The organism is Aquimarina sp. KJ22-3 (genome assembly GCF_055808215.1).
The window spans coordinates 2,962,640-2,980,194 of the sequence record NZ_CM147859.1 but is presented as its reverse complement, the minus strand read 5'-3'; the positions used below and the strand labels follow the sequence as shown (position 1 = coordinate 2,980,194).

General features: G+C 35.6%; 19 protein-coding genes. 7 read left to right on the top strand and 12 right to left on the bottom strand.

Annotated features, from left to right (window positions below; translation table 11 throughout):
- Positions 1–26: 26 nt before the first annotated feature.
- From AC0L3Q_RS13905 to AC0L3Q_RS13895, 3 genes are all read right to left on the bottom strand, one after another.
- The gene (locus AC0L3Q_RS13905; protein ID WP_473280164.1) at positions 27–1,484 is read right to left on the bottom strand and encodes a PhoX family protein; all 1,458 of its coding nucleotides are present in this window, start codon (positions 1,482–1,484) and stop codon (positions 27–29) included.
- 224 nt (positions 1,485–1,708) lie between these two features.
- Positions 1,709–2,908, bottom strand: coding sequence for a sensor histidine kinase (locus AC0L3Q_RS13900; protein ID WP_473280162.1), 1,200 nt, complete (start codon positions 2,906–2,908; stop codon positions 1,709–1,711).
- A 195-nt stretch (positions 2,909–3,103) separates the two neighbouring features.
- Positions 3,104–3,877 carry a TIGR02757 family protein gene (locus tag AC0L3Q_RS13895; RefSeq protein WP_473280160.1) on the bottom strand — a complete coding sequence of 258 codons (774 nt, stop codon included), beginning with the start codon at positions 3,875–3,877 and terminating at the stop codon, positions 3,104–3,106.
- A gap of 120 nt (positions 3,878–3,997) precedes the next feature.
- Between AC0L3Q_RS13895 and AC0L3Q_RS13890 the strand changes: the two genes are divergently transcribed.
- Complete coding sequence (locus AC0L3Q_RS13890; RefSeq protein WP_473286944.1) at positions 3,998–5,122, top strand: helix-turn-helix domain-containing protein; 1,125 nt, start codon at positions 3,998–4,000, stop codon at positions 5,120–5,122.
- Positions 5,123–5,510: 388 nt separating this feature from the next.
- Positions 5,511–6,341, top strand: a complete 831-nt coding sequence (locus AC0L3Q_RS13885) for a M57 family metalloprotease (RefSeq protein WP_473280158.1) — start codon at positions 5,511–5,513, stop codon at positions 6,339–6,341.
- Positions 6,342–6,407: 66 nt separating this feature from the next.
- Here AC0L3Q_RS13885 and AC0L3Q_RS13880 read toward each other — a convergent pair whose 3' ends face one another.
- Entirely contained in the window at positions 6,408–7,070 is a 663-nt protein-coding gene (locus tag AC0L3Q_RS13880) for an ABC transporter ATP-binding protein (protein WP_473280156.1), read from the bottom strand.
- A gap of 54 nt (positions 7,071–7,124) precedes the next feature.
- The gene (locus tag AC0L3Q_RS13875) at positions 7,125–9,557 is read right to left on the bottom strand and encodes a DUF5916 domain-containing protein (RefSeq protein WP_473280154.1); all 2,433 of its coding nucleotides are present in this window, start codon (positions 9,555–9,557) and stop codon (positions 7,125–7,127) included.
- A 154-nt stretch (positions 9,558–9,711) separates the two neighbouring features.
- Here AC0L3Q_RS13875 and msrA point away from each other — a divergent pair, with 154 nt between their 5' ends.
- The 3 genes from msrA to AC0L3Q_RS13860 are packed head-to-tail and all read left to right on the top strand — an operon-like array spanning position 9,712 to position 11,215.
- A complete protein-coding gene (gene msrA, locus AC0L3Q_RS13870) occupies positions 9,712–10,260 on the top strand; it encodes a peptide-methionine (S)-S-oxide reductase MsrA (protein ID WP_473280153.1) in 549 nt (182 codons plus the stop codon).
- A gap of 5 nt (positions 10,261–10,265) precedes the next feature.
- Positions 10,266–10,862, top strand: coding sequence for a GTP cyclohydrolase I FolE (folE, locus tag AC0L3Q_RS13865; RefSeq protein ID WP_473280151.1), 597 nt, complete (start codon positions 10,266–10,268; stop codon positions 10,860–10,862).
- A gap of 53 nt (positions 10,863–10,915) precedes the next feature.
- On the top strand, positions 10,916–11,215 hold the full coding sequence (locus tag AC0L3Q_RS13860; RefSeq protein ID WP_073314075.1) for a hypothetical protein: 300 nt from the start codon (positions 10,916–10,918) through the stop codon (positions 11,213–11,215).
- On the opposite strand, the gene AC0L3Q_RS13855 is transcribed toward AC0L3Q_RS13860, so the two are convergent.
- The 7 genes from AC0L3Q_RS13855 to AC0L3Q_RS13825 form a co-directional block, all read right to left on the bottom strand.
- Positions 11,212–11,472 (bottom strand): DUF6787 family protein, encoded by a 261-nt coding sequence (locus AC0L3Q_RS13855; protein ID WP_473280149.1) that lies wholly within the window; start codon positions 11,470–11,472, stop codon positions 11,212–11,214. The two genes, AC0L3Q_RS13860 and AC0L3Q_RS13855, sit on opposite strands and share 4 nt — an antisense overlap.
- Complete coding sequence (locus AC0L3Q_RS13850; RefSeq protein WP_473280148.1) at positions 11,469–11,732, bottom strand: hypothetical protein; 264 nt, start codon at positions 11,730–11,732, stop codon at positions 11,469–11,471. The genes AC0L3Q_RS13855 and AC0L3Q_RS13850 overlap by 4 nt, the downstream gene beginning before the upstream one ends.
- 31 nt (positions 11,733–11,763) lie before the next feature.
- Complete coding sequence (locus AC0L3Q_RS13845) at positions 11,764–12,246, bottom strand: DUF6146 family protein (RefSeq protein ID WP_473280146.1); 483 nt, start codon at positions 12,244–12,246, stop codon at positions 11,764–11,766.
- 16 nt (positions 12,247–12,262) lie between these two features.
- Entirely contained in the window at positions 12,263–12,901 is a 639-nt protein-coding gene (locus AC0L3Q_RS13840; RefSeq protein WP_073314071.1) for a DUF937 domain-containing protein, read from the bottom strand.
- Positions 12,902–13,076: 175 nt separating this feature from the next.
- Positions 13,077–14,027 (bottom strand): D-2-hydroxyacid dehydrogenase, encoded by a 951-nt coding sequence (locus tag AC0L3Q_RS13835; protein ID WP_473280144.1) that lies wholly within the window; start codon positions 14,025–14,027, stop codon positions 13,077–13,079.
- 29 nt (positions 14,028–14,056) lie between these two features.
- The gene (serC, locus tag AC0L3Q_RS13830; protein WP_473280142.1) at positions 14,057–15,121 is read right to left on the bottom strand and encodes a 3-phosphoserine/phosphohydroxythreonine transaminase; all 1,065 of its coding nucleotides are present in this window, start codon (positions 15,119–15,121) and stop codon (positions 14,057–14,059) included.
- Between the two features lie 125 nt (positions 15,122–15,246).
- Positions 15,247–16,308, bottom strand: a complete 1,062-nt coding sequence (locus AC0L3Q_RS13825; protein WP_473280140.1) for an acyl-CoA reductase — start codon at positions 16,306–16,308, stop codon at positions 15,247–15,249.
- A gap of 66 nt (positions 16,309–16,374) precedes the next feature.
- On the opposite strand from AC0L3Q_RS13825, the gene AC0L3Q_RS13820 reads away from it, so the two are divergent.
- Positions 16,375–16,725, top strand: a complete 351-nt coding sequence (locus AC0L3Q_RS13820; protein WP_473280138.1) for a 4Fe-4S dicluster domain-containing protein — start codon at positions 16,375–16,377, stop codon at positions 16,723–16,725.
- 117 nt (positions 16,726–16,842) lie between these two features.
- Positions 16,843–17,478: a hypothetical protein gene (locus AC0L3Q_RS13815; protein WP_473280136.1), complete on the top strand. Its 636-nt coding sequence runs from the start codon at positions 16,843–16,845 to the stop codon at positions 17,476–17,478.
- Positions 17,479–17,555: the final 77 nt, after the last annotated feature.

Here is a 17,555-nt window from a genome sequence, read left to right as displayed (position 1 = left end):
TTTAGAAAATTCTTGATAATCATAGGTTATCTTTCTAATCCTCTAACCACATACAACATACTTCCTTCTTTACGGCTATTCGCCAAATCAGGATTTGCAGTAGGATCAGTAAATGGAACTCCATCTTCTCTTTCCCATCCGTGGTTTTGGGTAATTAATAAAAAGGTTTCATCTACACCGATAGTTTCAGAAATATCGATCATACCAGTGATTTCCCAAGTTCTTGTTGATGGTCCGTATCCTAGAGACTCTGCCATGATTTGATCACATTCTAAAACAGTTTTTAAAGCTCCTGTGTTTAAGTCATACTGGTATAATCTAGCAAAGTGATCTGCAGCTGGCTTAGAGATTCCGTTTGGATCTTCCTGGATATATGCATAGTTTTCTGTTACCAAAATGTTATCTGGACTATGGAAAGCTTCAGCTTTTCCTCCTTCAACGTCTCCGTCAAGCACACAAACGATTTTTCCTGGACCTGCAGGATCTCTTGGATTAAGGATTACCTTGTAGATTCTTCCTGCGATAGTACCTCTTCCTACTAATCCTGGCTTTTCTCTTCCTGTTACTGCAAAGTAAAGCTCCTGGTTGTTTTTTCTGTTTCCTCTTCTCCAGTCAAGATCTTCCAATCTAGAGAATCCCATTACACCTTTTTCTTTAGCTTCGGCATCTAACAAATCGATATCTCTTTCTTGTAATTCTACGAATTCCATATCGTATTCAACACCTTCTTTCATGTCTACTTCATAAGTAACATCTGGAGCAGTAACTTTAAGACCGTATAATTTACCACCTTCTAAGTCTCCAATTCTACCTACGTACATTCCTAATTGTCCAGAAGGTATTTCGTTATCACTGTTATCATCTCCAATAAATACAACAGTTTTTCCTGGATAAGCACGCATATTAAGCGCTACAGCATTTTCTGTAGACCATTGTCCCATTGCTGGTAACATTCTTGGTACAGATGCGGCCTCTGCCATTCTAAATGGATCCGTAGCAAAAACCCCTTTAGAGTTTCCTCCCCACTCACCACCAGATAGGTAAAGTGGTCCAAATCCGTGCTCTCTTGGTGTAATCATAGAACCAGAACACTGAGCAGTGTTAGCCGTTGCAACAGCATTCAAAATGTGCTCTCCTTTTACAGGCTTAAAAGTTTCGTCTAGTGTAATTCTAGCAACAGAGTAATCAGCCTCGATGTTGTTGATTAATGTATAAGTACCGTTTTTACTTCTTAAAAGTCCAGCACCATCGGCCATAGAACCATATACAAAATCAGGAACATAAGTATCTTCAGAAGAAAGGATGTTGTAGATCTCAACATCAGAAAATTCCGAAGTAGTTTTCAATAAAACAGGAGAAATAGAGTGGTTAGCAAATTCGATTTGTCCTGTTGGTGGTTTAGGGTTGCCCGAAAAGTCATCAACATCACAAGAAGTAACAAGTAATGCCGACGCTAGAGCAGCAATTATAAAATGATTTTTCATGGTTGTGTGAGTTTTTTTGTTTAGACAAATGTAACTCAAGCCCCAGCTGAACAACTTTATGAAGATGTTTTATGTTTATTAAAGAAATGTGATCCTAATGTTTAGTTTGTAAAGGAATTATTATTCTTTAGAACCAATCTAAACAAATTAAAAGGAAAAGATTTAAATGGTAGGATGATGTAAATTGATGTAAGTAAAAGATTTACAGTATTTTAAATCGGGTTTTATTGTTTGGATAGCGTAAAATTGAATTCACTTCCTTTGTTTATTTCAGAGTTTACCTGAATGCATCCGCCAAGGTTTGACACCACTTTTTTTACGGTTGCCAGACCAATTCCGCTTCCCATATTACCGTTTCTGTCTTCTTTTCCTAAAGTAGTAAAAAGGTCAAATATCTTGGATCTATGTTCTTCAGAAATACCATCACCATTATCTTTTACAGAAAAGGCATATCGGTCACCTTGTTCCTCGAAGGTAATTCCTATTTCTACATTTTCTTTAGAGTTATATTTGATGGCATTGGTGATCAAATTGACAAAAACTTGTTCTAAACCTGATTTATTAACGTAAATACTTCTTGGATTTTGGGGATACTCAAAATGTATGTCACCTCCCGTAGCGGTAAGTTCTTTGATGTTCTCGAAGAAAGGCACTAAATCGACTGTTTCTCTTTTTTCTATAGAATGATCACTTCTGTAAAACTGTAACAAACCATCGATGTAATCTCTAAGGGATAAAGAAGAGCTTCTTAAATGATGAAGATATTCTACAGAATCCGGATTAAGGGTGTTTTTATTTTCTTCTGCCAAAAGATCTGTAAGCATTACAATATTTGCCAATGGAGATTTAAGATCGTGAGACACCACACTTGCAAATTTTCTTAGGTTCTCATTTCTTTCTTGAAGATGTTCTTGTGCTTTCTTTAACTGAATATTATTGTAATTCTGTTCAAACAAACTCACCACCTGTTTTGATAAATCTATCAAGGTGTTGATTTGTTTTTCATCCAGTTTTCTTGGCTTATGGTCATATACACAAAGGGTTCCCAGTTTATATCCTTCGCTATTTACTAAAGGAACACCGGCATAAAAAATAGCTTTATAATCATCAACAAGGGGATTTCCTTGAAATCGTTCATCTTTACGGGAATCTTCTACAATCATGATAGGGCCTTCTGCATTGATAGCATGACCGCAAAAAGAGATCTCCCTAGGGGATTCGTTAAAAGGAATACCATGATGGGACTTCAGGAAATTACGTTCCTTATCTAATAAGGTGATTAATGCAATAGGAACATCGCAAATATAACTTATTAGTTTTGTGATGTTATCAAAACTTTCTTCAGGTAGAGAATCTAAAAGACCGTATTTTTCAACCTCCCGTTGTCTTTTTAATTCATTATGTGGAAAAGCTGGGGCTATCATTTTCGTATTCCAAATTTTACGTTGTTAAGGTAAATGATCTCTTGTGTTCATAAGATCAATCTTCATAGTATTCTCTTATACTTAAACTAGAAAATCCTATAATTATTGAGGTTTAGACGATTATCAACTCAAAAACTAACATAAAATTAGGTCATTAGGCAGGATATCTAAGGACAATTAAGATGAATTTAAGTTTTAGAACTTTTCAAAAACTCCTAGTCCAAACAACGCATAATCGTATTTAACAGGATCTAAAGCGTCCAAAGAACGTAGTTTTTTATCTAGTTCAAGTAGGGCCTTTCCATCATTTTGTTTCCGTTTAAGCAAACCTAGTTTTCTGGCCACATTGCCAGAGTGTACATCCAGTGGACAAGAGAGTTGAGCAGGGGATAGGGTATTCCAGATCCCAAGGTCTACACCAGCTTTCGGACTACGGATCATCCATCGTAAAAACATGTTGATACGTTTAGCTGCAGAATTTTTTGCCGGATCACTGATATGCTTTTGAGTTCTGGCGGGGTGTTCTAAAGAGAAAAATTCTTTTTTAAAATTATGAATCGCATTTTGAAGATGAGCCTCACTCGCATATTGTGCGTAAAAAGCCTCCATGTCCTCGTATTTGGTATAGATATGTTGCAAAGCGGTTAAAAAATAACGAAGATCTATACAGTTAAAAGTGCGATGTACAAATTCATCCAAACTATCCAGGTGATCCTGATCGTGATTCATTATAAAATCATAGGGGCTGTTCCCTAAAAGGTGCATTAGCTTGTGCGCATTGGTAAGAATACTTTTTCTATTCCCCCACGAAATAGTTGCAGTCAAAAAACCTGCAATTTCAATATCTTCTTTTTGGGTAAATAAATGTGGAATCTGTACCGGATCTGTTTCGATGAATTTGGGTTGCTCATACAAAGCGGCTTTTTCATCCAGAAAATCTTTAAGTTCTAGAAAAGAGAAGGTGTTCAATTGTGGATTATTTTTATAAAAACAAATTAATTTAGATCATTTTACTGATCTAATTGTTAAAACTACAGTATTTAACAATTTATACAATTTTAGTGTCAAAATAAGATTTTTTTGAATTTTGTGTGTGGATTAGATATTTTTAAAAATTATGTTAATTATTTAATGATTATTAAAAAAAACATGATGGAAATTAAGGAAGCTCTCTATCTAATAATAGGCTTACAAACGTTAGTTATTGTAGTTATACTATTCTCTTATAAATCAAAGAAGAACCGAATAAATAGATATTTGAGCTATTTTTTTATGACTATTTGTGTTGAAATATTCATGTATTTTTTACTTAAATATCAACCCAACTCAATACTTTATTACTTACCCGTGAGGTTTGATTTTCTTACACTTAATTTCTTGTATTTTTACGTTACAGAAACTGCAGGTATAAAAATACATTCAAAATTCAAATTTTACATTCCCGCAATAATTGAGTTCACTATTTTGTCCATTGTTTTAATTTTTCTGGTGTATGATCCAGGCTATAAGGATTATTTGGACGAATATAATTTTGAATTGTATTTTAGGATTCTTTCTTCATTATATATTGTTGTTTTTAGTTTGTTGATCATTAGAATAATTAACCGTCATCAAAAGTTACTAAATGTTCATTTTTCCAATGTGAAGTATAAGTCGCTTTATTGGCTGACTGCATTTTGCGTAGGATGTATTATTCTTAATGTTCTTAGACATACTTATTATACATTTAATATAACTTCAACATTTGTAAGTCTGGCATACTGTGGTCTGTCTTTATTTCTTCTATATTATTTAACAATTGCTAGTTTAATACAAATCAATATTGATAATGTTATTCCTTCAAAATCTGATGCCGAAGAGGAACATAAACAATTGGAAAAGATTATCTATCAGGTAAAAAACTATCTTTTAGAAAACAAAACTTACCTTGATCCGAATATTAACTTGAAGGGTTTTGCAAAAGGTATTGGAATTTCTGAAAGGGATGTTTCAAAAGCAATTAATAGAATAAATAACAAAAATTTTAGCAATTATATTAATTATTTCAGAGTTGAAGAGTTCAAACAACGATTAGCTTCTGAGGATTATAAAAAATATAGCATTTATGCTATAGCTAATGAGGTGGGTTTTAGCTCCCGAGCTTCTTTTTATAAAAATTTTAAGGAAATAGAAGGAGTTTCTCCCTCTGTTTATCTAAAGAATGTGATGCAATAATAGATCAATTTCTTGGTGTTGATTACATGATTTAGGATATCTTATATCATGTTATAAGACATATATTGATTGATCATTTTGTTTTTTTATTCAATTTAGCATCAACAAACTAACACAAACTCAACCCAATGTTATTATTACAATCCACAAGATTATCGGCAGTATTTATTCTTAGAATCACTGCTATTTAATTTCAAGTTAGATATTTTTTACCAACTAACTATTCGTACTTGGTTCGTGTCATTCAACGCTTAATCCTCGGTTAATCGACTTAATTATACAAAGAGTAATAAGTACAAAAGAAATGAATATTCTTGTGGATTTTCTTCCAATAGCTGCCGCTGAGCTTACTTAACATTGAATATTAATTTTAACTACACAAATAATCATGAAAAAAATCAAAATTTTGACGTTCATCGTCTTGACAATGGTGCTGTTTTCTTGCCAGAAAGAAAGTACCGATGAAATTAACGATCCCTTAAATCGACAACTATCAAAAGCTGAATTAACTAAGTTAACGGAGTTAGGAATTAGTAATACGGAAACCTCGATTAAAACTATTACGGATTTTGATGGAAAAGCTACTGATTACGTCCTTAACAATACTGATTTAGCTATTCCCCTTAATGAATTGATGCAAATGGAAGGTTTAGGTGATTCTGAAAACGGTTTGAAGCAATACAGAACTAATAATTTGGTTAGTGGAGCTAACCGAACTATTGATGTCTTGGGATATACAGGAGGCGGTGGTTTTGGATTGGACGCTACAAACCGAAGTGCTTTGCAACGTGCGGTTAATAATTATAACCGAATTAACAGTTCACTCAATCTAAGATTATCTTTTGGAACGAACTATCAAGCTGCAGACCTGGTTGTATATGTAAGAAGCGATCTTGGTGCTGGAGGTCTTGCAGGTTTTCCTTCAGGAGGTAGACCATATAAGTGGGCACGTATTGGTCCTAATGTTTCTAGTAGAGGATATAATTATGCTACACATGTAATTACTCATGAAATGGGGCATTGTATCGGGCTTCGTCATACAGATTGGTTCAGAAGATATTGTGACGGAAGTAATGAGGGACAAAGTGGTGGAGCCATCCATATTCCGGGAACACCAACTGGAATAGATGTAAGCTCAACGATGATGTCTTGTCCAACAGGATATGAAGATGGTAATTTCAATGCTAATGATATAAGGGCAATAGAATATTTATATTAAAAATTTCCTCATCTTATTTTGAAGGCCATTCATTCTTTGAATGGTCTTTCTTGTTGAAATAATTAATTAGCTAATTATTTTACCGTCAACCATTACCAATTTGCGATCCGCCATGTCCGCCAACTCCTGATTATGAGTAACAATAACAAAGGTTTGTCCAAACTCATCCCTAAGTTTAAAAAACAATTGATGTAGTTTTTCGGCAGCCTCACTATCCAGATTTCCAGAAGGTTCGTCGGCAAAAATTACGTTGGGATTATTGATCAAAGCTCTGGCTACAGCCACCCGTTGTTGTTCTCCACCAGAAAGTTCACTGGGCTTATGATCGTAACGATGAGAGAGTCCCAAAAAATCTAGCAACTCTTTGCCTCGCTTTTCTGCGTCGGCTTTTGGAGTTTTTTTGATCAAAGCAGGAATGCACACATTTTCTAGTGCAGTAAATTCGGGTAATAGCTGATGAAACTGAAAAATAAACCCTAATTGTTCATTTCTAAACTTAGACAGTAATTTTTGGGATAATCCATTAATGTTGGTGCTATTGATACTAAGATCACTGTTTTTTATCTCATTAGCACGGTCCAATGTACCTAAAATTTGTAGTAGGGTAGTTTTTCCTGCTCCAGAGGCTCCTACAATCGAAACTATTTCCCCTTTTTTGATATGTAGATCTACACCTTTTAGTACATGTAGATCCCCATAATTTTTATGAATGTTACTTGCTTTGATCATGTATTTTCAAGTTACGAGCAGTGAAAGTAAACAATATCCATACAATCCCCAACATTATCCCTTGGAAGAACGCTTTAAGTTATTCACATCGATAAAATATACCACTCTTAGCGATAATGTGTGTTGTATGGGTTGATCAAATAGGTTATTCAAACTATCAGTATAATTGAGAGTTGAGAAATTATCCTGATTAAAAATTTGATTTCTATAGAGTAGGGTAGCTTCACTACCAGGAGCAAACCTCCAGTTAAAGCTTAAATCCAGATTCCAGATGTTAAAATTGGTATTCGGATCGTTTTCGGAAGTATCATAATCCGTTAGATCTCTAGTTCCATCATCATTTAATAAGAAGAAAGTGTTCTCTGTATAATCTGCTGCACTCCAAAAGTTTCTAAACCTTAGATTAATGGCTTTATACGAATCAAAATTATAACTGGCACTTAGACTATTTTCTATAGTGGTGATATCTCTTTGCCCAAGAAAAACATTATCATCTTCAAGATCGATGAATCCAAAATCTCGTTTTCTTACCGAATAATCGGTAGTCCATATCACTAAAAAATTATCTGAGAAACGATATCGGGGGGATATATTGATACCATACCTTTCTTGTGGATCGGCAAACCAGTTGCGATAAAATGCTCTGACGTCATAAGCGAATTTTTTACGATAGTCAGAAGACACCCACATGTTGCCCCCAAGGTTTTCACTAAAGGTAACAAACCTTCCAGGAACACGAGGTTCGAAATAATCATCATTATCAGAATTATAGCTGGAAAAACCTCCAAAAGCAAACCGCTCTCTGGTCACAAAGAACCAATCTATTCCAGCACTGTTTCTGGTCTGTACGCTAGGATCGTATAGCCTACGGTGCCTTATAAAAGTGCTAATCCGGTAGTTGTTAAAGATTCCTTTGGGTTCAAAAATTTGGTAAGATGCACTTATTCTGAAATTATTAAAGTTATTTCTGAAATTCACTCCCAAATCATTAATGTCATAGGTTTTATTGGCCAAGTCATGACCAAAACCAAAGCGGAAATTTCCTTTGATACGATCAAAATCTATTTCTGAAGCAAATCCACCAATATTATCCCCTGGTAAATTGATTTGACTCACGATAGTCCTTCCTGTAAAACGATAGGAATTAGCCTTATTGGCTAGATTCCAGGCTAGACCCGTTACGTTGGCGTCTCTAAAACCACTTCCATTACGAATCACACTGGTATTAATTAATGAAATCGAAGAGTTTTGATTAAATTGTTGATCCAATACCAAAATATTATAATTGGCTAAAGGTTCTACCACTTGCTTTCTAATGTTGCCGGTAATCGTATCTGTAATTCGTACTTCAGTCTTTTCGGTAATCGCATTAAATACTCCAATTCCTAAATTATCTTTGGTTCTTCCCGAAATTTTTAAGGCATTCAGAAGGTTCACTTTTGAAGGGTTATCTTCAGCAACTTCATTTTCCTGAAGATCATCGTCCGTTACAGAACTACTAGGACCATTACCTACCCGTCTGGAAAAGAAAATATTCCCCTTATTAAACAGTTCTGTCCCTTCGGTAAAAAACTGTCGATTCTCTCCAAAGGTCTGTTCAAAAGGACCTAAGTTTAATCGAACTTCGTCAAAAGCTGCCTGTCCAAAATCAGGAATTAACGTTGCGTCGAGCGTAAAACTATCGCTCAGACCGTATTTAACATCCATACCTGCACTAAAATCTGTTTCGGTTTCTCCATCAACGGTAGAAACCAATCCTTGTAAAAACGGGAAAAAGGTCAAACGTACCGGTGGATTTATTCCTTTTACGCCTGTAACCAATCCATTGTATTGGGTTCGTTGTCCTATTTCATTATTGATAAAATTCCAGCTATGGGATTGATTGCGTTGTTGTAAACGTCTGTAAAAGTTTATACTCCAATCTTGCACATCAACCTCTGGAAAACGCAATGCGTTATATGGGATTTTAAATTCTGCATACCAACCTTTTTCATCAAAAGAAGCTTTAGCGTCAAACACTACATTATAACTGAAGTCTTCATTAAACTGATCAGCTCTGGAGTCTCCGATGGTACCTGCGCTAGTAATATAGAAACGAGTTTCATTAATACCGTCATTATAAGTATTGATGCTAACGGCAAAGAAATCGGTTTGTACAAAAACATTATCTCGTTGACTGAATTGTCGTAATATTTTGTCAGGCTCATTATCATATAAATAGGCAGCAAAATACACAGCCTTATCATCGTAGGCCATTTTGATTTCAGTTTGTAGGTTTTCTGGAATGATACCTTCATTACCGGGCTGCCACATATGAAAATTACCGCTAGCAGGGATATCCTGCCATACCTCGTCAGAAAGGACGCCATCTATCTTTGGGGGATTGGATATTCTTTTGGCATGTATTTCTTTCTTTTCCTGAGCCATCATTAGCATGGTGCTCAAAAAGAAAAAGACACTAAATTTGAAGCATAGTGATATATTCATAAATTGTACTAAAATCCTTACTTTTTGATCTTTTGCAAATCTAGGATTGTTGAAACGCATGGCGTACTAACGAAAAGTTAAAAAGTAAAAGTGATTTTCGGGATCACCGTATTTTAGCTTAAAAACTAATTGATTTTACAAAATGGATAAAGAAATGAATACAGATATTGCAGTTGTTGCAGGAGGTTGTTTTTGGTGTACAGAGGCCGTTTTTCAGTGTTTGGAAGGAGTGATCAGCGTTACTTCTGGTTACACCGGCGGTACCATCAAAAACCCCGCATATCGAGAAGTAACCACGGGTAGAACCGGGCATACCGAAGCCATCAAAATTGAGTATAATCCTACTATTATTACCTACAAAGAGTTGTTAGAAGTGTTCTTTGCTACACACGATCCTACTACACTTAATAGACAAGGAGCGGACAAAGGAACACAATATAGAAGTGGTATCTACTATAATGACGAAGAACAAAAGCAGATAGCCGAAGGGATTATTGAAGAATTAACAACTCAAAATGTTTTTGATGCACCTATTGTAACAGAGGTAATGGCATTAGGGCCTTTCTACAATGCAGAGGGATATCACCAGGATTACTACAATCAAAACAGTGAACAGGGCTATTGCCAATTTGTGATAAATCCAAAACTTAATAAATTATACACTACCTTTAGAAGCAAATTGAAAAAAGAAATACAGAATTAGTAACAATGCCATATAAGAATTTTGAAGAGTATAATATTGAGGTTACAGAAGAAGTAAAAGGAAAGTTCAAATCAATCATTGAGGATATCGGTGAGGATACTGAGCGTGACGGAATCCTAAAAACTCCAGAAAGAGCAGCCAAAGCGATGCTTTTTTTAACCCAAGGATATCATCAGGATCCTGAAGAAATATTAAAAGGAGCCATGTTTAAGGAGGATTATGATGATATGGTAATTGTTAAGGATATCGAGCTGTATTCGCTTTGTGAACATCATATGCTCCCGTTTTTTGGTAAAGCTCATATTGCCTATATCCCAAACGGACATATTGTCGGGTTGAGTAAATTGCCTCGAATTGTTGACGTTTTTGCTAGGAGACTACAAGTACAAGAACGATTAACTCATGATATTTTGGAATGTATCAATGACACTTTAAAACCTAAGGGAGTAGCCGTGGTTATTGAAGCTTCGCATATGTGCATGATGATGCGTGGAGTTCAAAAACAGAACTCTGTTACGACAACTTCTGGATTTAGAGGGCAATTCGAAAAAATAGAAACTCGCACAGAATTCCTAAGATTAATTACCTCAGATTTGACTTAATTTTTTTGGAATACAATTTGCTAATTAATTAGTAATAACCTAATTATAAGTTTATGGCAAAAGAAAAATATAAAAAATTAGCACTAAGTCTTCTATTTGACGCAATGGGAATGGTAACCTTCGTGATTCCTATGATAGGGGAATTTGGAGATGTGGTGTGGGCCCCATTGGCTGCTTATCTTATGACAAGAATGTATAAAGGAAATGTAGGTAAAGCAGCAGGTTTTGTCACATTTGTAGAAGAGGCTTTGCCAGGATTTGATGTGATCCCAACATTTACTATCATGTGGTTGTACACCTACGTATTCAAAAAAGAAAAAGTAAAGGATATTATCGATGCAGAAATATCTTAATTCTTTAAAAAACGAGCAAATCCCATTCTAGAAAGCATTTTCTTTTCAAAATTCCAGAAGAATTTGAACTGCCCAAATAACCATCCTACAATCAATAATATAATTTGATATACAGGGAAAATCAAGAATATGCGTAACGGCCAGTAAATCCAACCACTAGTGGTTTCTTTGCTAAGTCCTATTAATGAGATGATAGGATCAGATATTCGTGCTGCAGTAGATCCTGTGATGGCAAAAGCAATAAAAATAGCGATCAATTCCCATCGGTAGGTGACTTCCCATTTTTTTCTAGTACACTAAAAAGTTTAAGCGTAATCCAAAGAAGAACTGCAGCAAATAAAATACTTAGCGAAGATAAAATACCCAGATAAGCCACATCATTAGATTGCAACTCAAAAAGACTGATGATTCTTTTACCAATAAGATATCCAGAAAGTACAAGGCTTGTCAAGCCCAAAAACGGAAACAGTAATTGCCAGTTAGACGTTATTTGCCAGCGATCCTTAAATTTTTGCATGGAGCAAAAATACAACTAAAAAATCTGTTAATCAAAACGTTTGTCCACGAGCAAAGGTAAAACGTTGTCGATATTGTTGTTGAAAGAATAAGAAATAATTATACAGTAAATAATTTACCTCATAACCATATGCAATTCCCGATTCATAGTTAATGGGTTGCATGTACAAATTGGGATCAAAACGCAGCGGTTGTTGTACCCTTTGATTGTATTCTATTACAAAAAGGTTATTACGTGTTTCTAAGAAATTTTCTGAATAATACCCTCTTGGGCGTTGGGTGAGTAACCAGGCATTAAATCCAGGTTCTATGATAATGATTTCATACTCCAGACTGTCATTGGCTATTCTGAGCGTATCAGACATTTGACTATCATTGGTCGCCAAGAGGTTTCTGTCCTTAGTCGTTGAACAACTATAGATAAAAACTCCCAAAACAATGATATACATTATATTTTTCCACATACTACGCTTAAAATACAAAAAAGCCGAAGATTTCTCTTCGGCTTTAACCATTATTTATGATCTGTTTTTATTTTCCAAATAATCCACCTAGCAGTCCACCAAGTCCGCCTTTCTTGCTTCCGCTACCGCTTAACAACATACCTGCTACATCATCAAGAATACTTCCGTCTCCATCTGCATCAAGAAAAGACTCTATTAATGATTGTTGTTTAGATCCAGCACCACCGCCAGACATATTACCTAACATGCCTAATAATCCGTTGGCATCGCTTACATTACTTTGAGAAGCTTGCTTACCAAGCACTCCCATCAAAATTGGAGCGGCAACCTTCAGAATTTGTGCAACGGAACCCGCATCCATTCCAGATTTCTGGCTCAATGCATTTTCAACTGCTGGTTGTTTACCTCCAAGGATATGTCCTAATATTCCCGCACCATCATCAGAAACGCTTTGATCAACACCACCTTCAAATAAACCTCCTAGGTTGTCCAAAATTCCTCCAGTGTGCTTTCCTGATAAAGCATTAAGTAAACCAGAAGCTCCCTCCGGAGTAGAAGCGTTGCGTTGCATTGCACCCATAAGTACTGGCATAGCCATACTTAACAAATCTCCTGTTTTATTAGCAGGTTGCCCGGTTTGAGAACTTACACCGTTAATGATTTGTCTGCCCATTGGGCTATCTAAAAGATCTAGAATTCCTGACATAGTAGTTTAGTTTTTATTAATGATAACTAAAATTACATCTTTTCTAGGTAGAATTAAAAATATGCTACTACTTTATTTTGTCGACAATTCGACGAATGACATATTTCAAGGATGAAAGAATAAAAAACGCCATTCCCGTAAAGAAATGGCGTTTTTGATATTACTTTTTATCTGGTTATTTCAGTATGGAAATAATCTGATCGGCAAGTTCTACTCCGATGCGATCTTGAGCTTCACCAGTGGCTGCTCCAATATGAGGAGTTAAAGAGATTTTGCTGTTCATTAGTACCTTGATGGCAGGGCTAGGCTCATTTTCGAATACATCAAGTCCTGCAAAGCCTAATTTTCCTTTTTCTAAAGCTTCAACCAATGCAACTTCATCTACAACACCGCCTCGGGCAGCGTTTACAAGTCCAGCACCATCCTTCATTTGCGCGATTTCAGCTTTTCCGATCACATATTCCTTTTGTGCAGGTACGTGAAGGGTAAAGAAATCGGCATTTTTAAGCACTTCTTCTTTGGATACGGTTTTGATCTTAAAGTTTGCCGATTGTCCATCAAAGAATTCCAATGGGATATCTACTTCTTCAATAAATGGATCAAAGGCTATTACGTTCATTCCAACACCAATGGCAATTTTGGCAGTAGCTTGTCCGATTCGTCCAATTCCGATGATACCAAGAGTTTTTCCTCTAAGTTCAATTCCTCCACCATAAGATTTCTTAAGATTTTTGAATTTGCTATCACCTTCTAAAGGCATATTTCTATTGGAGTCATGTAAAAAACGAACTCCACCATACAAGTGTGCAAAAACCAATTCTGCAACCGAACCAGAAGAGGCTGCTGGAGTGTTAATTACATGTAATCCTTTTTCTCTAGCATAGGCAACATCAATATTATCCATACCAACACCACCACGTCCAATGATTTTTAGCGAAGGACAGTTGTCTATAATATCGGTTCTTACTTTGGTGGCACTTCTTACTAATAAAACAGAAATCTCGTTGTCATTAATATAATCCACCAACTGGTCTTGAGCGACGGTCGTAGTTAATACTTCGAACCCTACTTTTTCGAGGGCGTTAATACCACTTTGTGATACTCCGTCGTTTGCTAATACTTTCATTATTAATTTTTAAGTTTTAAATGTTGGTTTTATGCTTTTCTTTCTAAATCGCCCATTACGTCTACCAATGCGGCTACACTTTCTATAGTCATCGCATTGTACATACTAGCGCGATATCCGCCTACACTACGGTGTCCATTAACACCGTTAATTCCAGCTTCTTTCCACATGGCATCAAATGTTTCTTTTAAGTCTTCATTCACCAGTGTAAAAGTGGCATTCATTACAGAGCGATCTTCTTTGGCAGCAAATCCTTTAAATAATGGATTTACATCTATTTCAGAATAAATAAGGTTGGCTTTTTTCTCATTTAGCTCTTCTATAGTTGCCAATCCTCCTAGGTTTTTTAGCCATCTCAAGGTGAGCATAGAAGTATACACCGCAAAAACAGGAGGGGTGTTAAACATACTTGCTTTGCCCAGGTGTACTTGATAATCAAGCATCGACGGGATTTGTCTGTTGATTTTTCCTAAGATATCTTCTTTAACTACTACCAAAGTAGTTCCTGCAGGTCCCATATTCTTTTGAGCTCCAGCGTATATCAATGAGAACTGAGAAAAGTCCATTTGTCTTGAGAAGATGTCACTACTCATGTCACAAATTAAAGGTGCATTCGATTTTGGAAAATCCTTTATTTGTGTTCCAAAAATAGTGTTGTTACTTGTACAGTGTACATAATCCAAATCCTCAGGCACTTCATAACCTTTTGGGATATAGTTAAAATTAGCATCTTTCGAAGAAGCAAGTTCTACGACATCTCCAAAAAGCTTTGCTTCTTTGATCGCTTTATCGCTCCAACTACCTGTGTTGATATACCCTGCTTTATTTTGCAATAAATTATAGGCTACCATTAGGAATTGAGTACTCGCTCCTCCTTGTAAGAAAAGTGCTTTATATCCTTTTCCTTCAAGGCCCAGTAATTCTAAAGCCAGGCTACGAGCTTCTTCCATTATATCAACAAAATCTTTGCTACGATGAGAAATCTCGATTACCGAAAGGCCGGAGTTATTGTAATCTAAAATGGCTTGTGACGCTTCTTTAAAAACTTCTTCGGGTAAGATACATGGTCCTGCGCTAAAATTATGCTTCTTCATCGTAATTTTTGTTATGATTTATTATTCCAAATTTCGTCTTGAGTTTTGTTTCAAATAAGATTGAAAAAAACACCACAAAGGTGCTAATAATCTTATACAAATGCATTATTAAAATGATAAATTATTTAGTTAATTTTTGTCAAAAATTCAATAATGTCAACACCATCGGCATAATCTGCGAGACCAGGGCTTTGAGTTTGTCCAAAATCAACAGTTTTTTGGGTTTTGTTTGCGCCTACAATGCATTGTATTTTATCATTATCTTCTTCTAGAATTTGTGAGATTTCTTCATCCGATCCGTACTTTTGATAAAACAGTGTTGCAATAGGAGAGGAGTAACTAGGATCTTCTTTCATCATCAAAAATCCATTATCAAACAATTTGTAATTACTCATTAGGTAAACCGCTTTGTTGTAATCGTAGTTATTGGCGTACTTCTGACTGTCAATAATTGCATGATATCCGTACAAAGCATTAAAAAGTGCATCAAAATTATAATCTTCGGGGACATATACTTTTGAAACGTTACGGCATCCTAAACCGTAGTAGGTAAAAATATCTTTTCCTAAGGCTTCCAGCTGTTCTTTGGTTTCTTCACCAGTAAGAACGGCTACAGAATTTCTGTTTTTTCGAATGATGTGGGGTACCTTACCAAAATAATGTTCAAAATACCTCGATGTATTATTACTTCCGGTAGCGATAATAGCATCATAATCAGAAAACTGTTCTGTAGTGAAGGAAATATATTCTTTGAATCGCGGTTCTATTTCAATCAAATAAGAAGTAAGAAACGGAAGCAACTGATTGTCATTTGTAGATTGCTTAATCAATATTTTATGACCAGAAATCAAAACACAAAGAAAATCATGAAATCCAACCAAAGGGATATTTCCTGCCATAATTACTCCGATAGTTTTTGGAGTCATATTCGATAGCTCGTAAGCAGATAACCACTGCTTTAGATTTGTTTCGGTTAATGCTTTGCTCCATTCATCAACTGCAAAAAGGACGTTTTCCTTGGTAAACCACCCATTGTAATGCTTTGCGCTTTCAATTTTTTGGATCATTTCATCAAAAAACGAATCATCAGCGTGACCGGTATTAACTTTCTCATAACCAGTGGATTTAAATTGACTTAGAAACTCTCCGAGTTTTACAAAAGCGTTGATTCGATCATTTAATACCATGTCTTATTTGTTTATCACTAGTTTAGGAGTTATTTTTGTGTTGCAAATTTAGAATAAAAAAGAGCTATGGCAATTATAATAACAGATGAATGTATAAACTGTGGTGCATGTGAGCCAGAGTGTCCAAATACAGCAATATATGAAGGCGCAGACGATTGGAGATATTCTGATGGAACCGATCTAAACGGCGATGTAGTTTTGCCTGGTGGGAAAGCGGTGAATGCCGATGAAGCCCAGGAACCAGTTAGCGATGAGATCTACTATATAGTACCTGATAAATGTACAGAATGTAAAGGTTTCCATGAGGAACCACAGTGTGCGGCGGTATGTCCAGTGGATTGTTGTGTGCCAGATGAGGATGTGGTAGAAACAGAAGAATTCTTATTACAGAAACAAGCATTTATGCATAAAGAATAATACTTCAATACGATGTATACCCTATAACCTGTCTCTTAAAGGCAGGTTTTTTTATGGCTGTTCTTTAAATTTTAGTATTTTCGTCGCTAAGTACAACCTCAAGTCAAAACCATAGTTATGAAAAAAATCGTTTTCTTTTTATTAGTGTTAGGATGCACTACCTCTTTTTATGGACAATATCGCTGGGAAGTATCCGGTGGAGCCACTTTTTCTAAATTAAACCTAGATAATATCGATAGCAGCACGGGTACAGGGTTCTTTTTGAATGCTGGATACGGGTATGTTATGGGAGTAAGAGCTAGAACTAGTATTGTTTTTTCTTTGGAAATTTTACAGAGAAGTAGTGAGTTAGATCTTACTTCTGGGAGTTTTCCTGGTGTAAGTATTCCTGGTAGCAATGCAAGTGTAGATGTAAAAGCTTTGCAAATCGGATTTAATCCAAAATTTCGATACCTCACTGGAGAGGGTAAAGATCGTTTTAGAGGATTTGTTAATGTAGGTCCGTCTTTTAGAGTAAATACTAATTTTGAAATAGGAGGAGAAGAGTTGGAAGATGATGCCTACGAAAAACTAGTCATTGGTGGGGTATACGGTATTGGATTCTCACAAATGGTAGGTGAAATGTTTGATATCATGGCAGAAGTAGGGGCGATGAATGACTTTGTAGACAATATTACAGATACCGATAGTAAGTTTTTTGATTTCTATGCACGAGTAGGGGTTCGTTTCAGAATCTACGATGCTAGACGATAAAGAATGATAACGACATCTTAAAAATTATTTAGAATCCCGCTTCGGCGGGATTTTTCTTACCCTTTTTTGTTTAAAAT

What these genes read in the sequence shown, in the direction of transcription:
- AC0L3Q_RS13820 (WP_473280138.1), top strand. Translation starts at nt 16,375, where the DNA reads ATGGCAATTATAATAACAGATGAATGTATAAACTGTGGTGCATGTGAG.
- AC0L3Q_RS13835 (WP_473280144.1), bottom strand. Translation starts at nt 14,027, where the DNA reads ATGAAAGTATTAGCAAACGACGGAGTATCACAAAGTGGTATTAACGCC.
- AC0L3Q_RS13815 (WP_473280136.1), top strand. Translation starts at nt 16,843, where the DNA reads ATGAAAAAAATCGTTTTCTTTTTATTAGTGTTAGGATGCACTACCTCT.
- AC0L3Q_RS13880 (WP_473280156.1), bottom strand. Translation starts at nt 7,070, where the DNA reads ATGATCAAAGCAAGTAACATTCATAAAAATTATGGGGATCTACATGTA.
- msrA (WP_473280153.1), top strand. Translation starts at nt 9,712, where the DNA reads ATGAATACAGATATTGCAGTTGTTGCAGGAGGTTGTTTTTGGTGTACA.
- AC0L3Q_RS13840 (WP_073314071.1), bottom strand. Translation starts at nt 12,901, where the DNA reads ATGTCAGGAATTCTAGATCTTTTAGATAGCCCAATGGGCAGACAAATC.
- serC (WP_473280142.1), bottom strand. Translation starts at nt 15,121, where the DNA reads ATGAAGAAGCATAATTTTAGCGCAGGACCATGTATCTTACCCGAAGAA.
- AC0L3Q_RS13850 (WP_473280148.1), bottom strand. Translation starts at nt 11,732, where the DNA reads ATGCAAAAATTTAAGGATCGCTGGCAAATAACGTCTAACTGGCAATTA.
- AC0L3Q_RS13885 (WP_473280158.1), top strand. Translation starts at nt 5,511, where the DNA reads ATGAAAAAAATCAAAATTTTGACGTTCATCGTCTTGACAATGGTGCTG.
- AC0L3Q_RS13900 (WP_473280162.1), bottom strand. Translation starts at nt 2,908, where the DNA reads ATGATAGCCCCAGCTTTTCCACATAATGAATTAAAAAGACAACGGGAG.
- AC0L3Q_RS13875 (WP_473280154.1), bottom strand. Translation starts at nt 9,557, where the DNA reads ATGAATATATCACTATGCTTCAAATTTAGTGTCTTTTTCTTTTTGAGC.
- AC0L3Q_RS13860 (WP_073314075.1), top strand. Translation starts at nt 10,916, where the DNA reads ATGGCAAAAGAAAAATATAAAAAATTAGCACTAAGTCTTCTATTTGAC.
- AC0L3Q_RS13905 (WP_473280164.1), bottom strand. Translation starts at nt 1,484, where the DNA reads ATGAAAAATCATTTTATAATTGCTGCTCTAGCGTCGGCATTACTTGTT.
- folE (WP_473280151.1), top strand. Translation starts at nt 10,266, where the DNA reads ATGCCATATAAGAATTTTGAAGAGTATAATATTGAGGTTACAGAAGAA.
- AC0L3Q_RS13845 (WP_473280146.1), bottom strand. Translation starts at nt 12,246, where the DNA reads ATGGTTAAAGCCGAAGAGAAATCTTCGGCTTTTTTGTATTTTAAGCGT.
- AC0L3Q_RS13825 (WP_473280140.1), bottom strand. Translation starts at nt 16,308, where the DNA reads ATGGTATTAAATGATCGAATCAACGCTTTTGTAAAACTCGGAGAGTTT.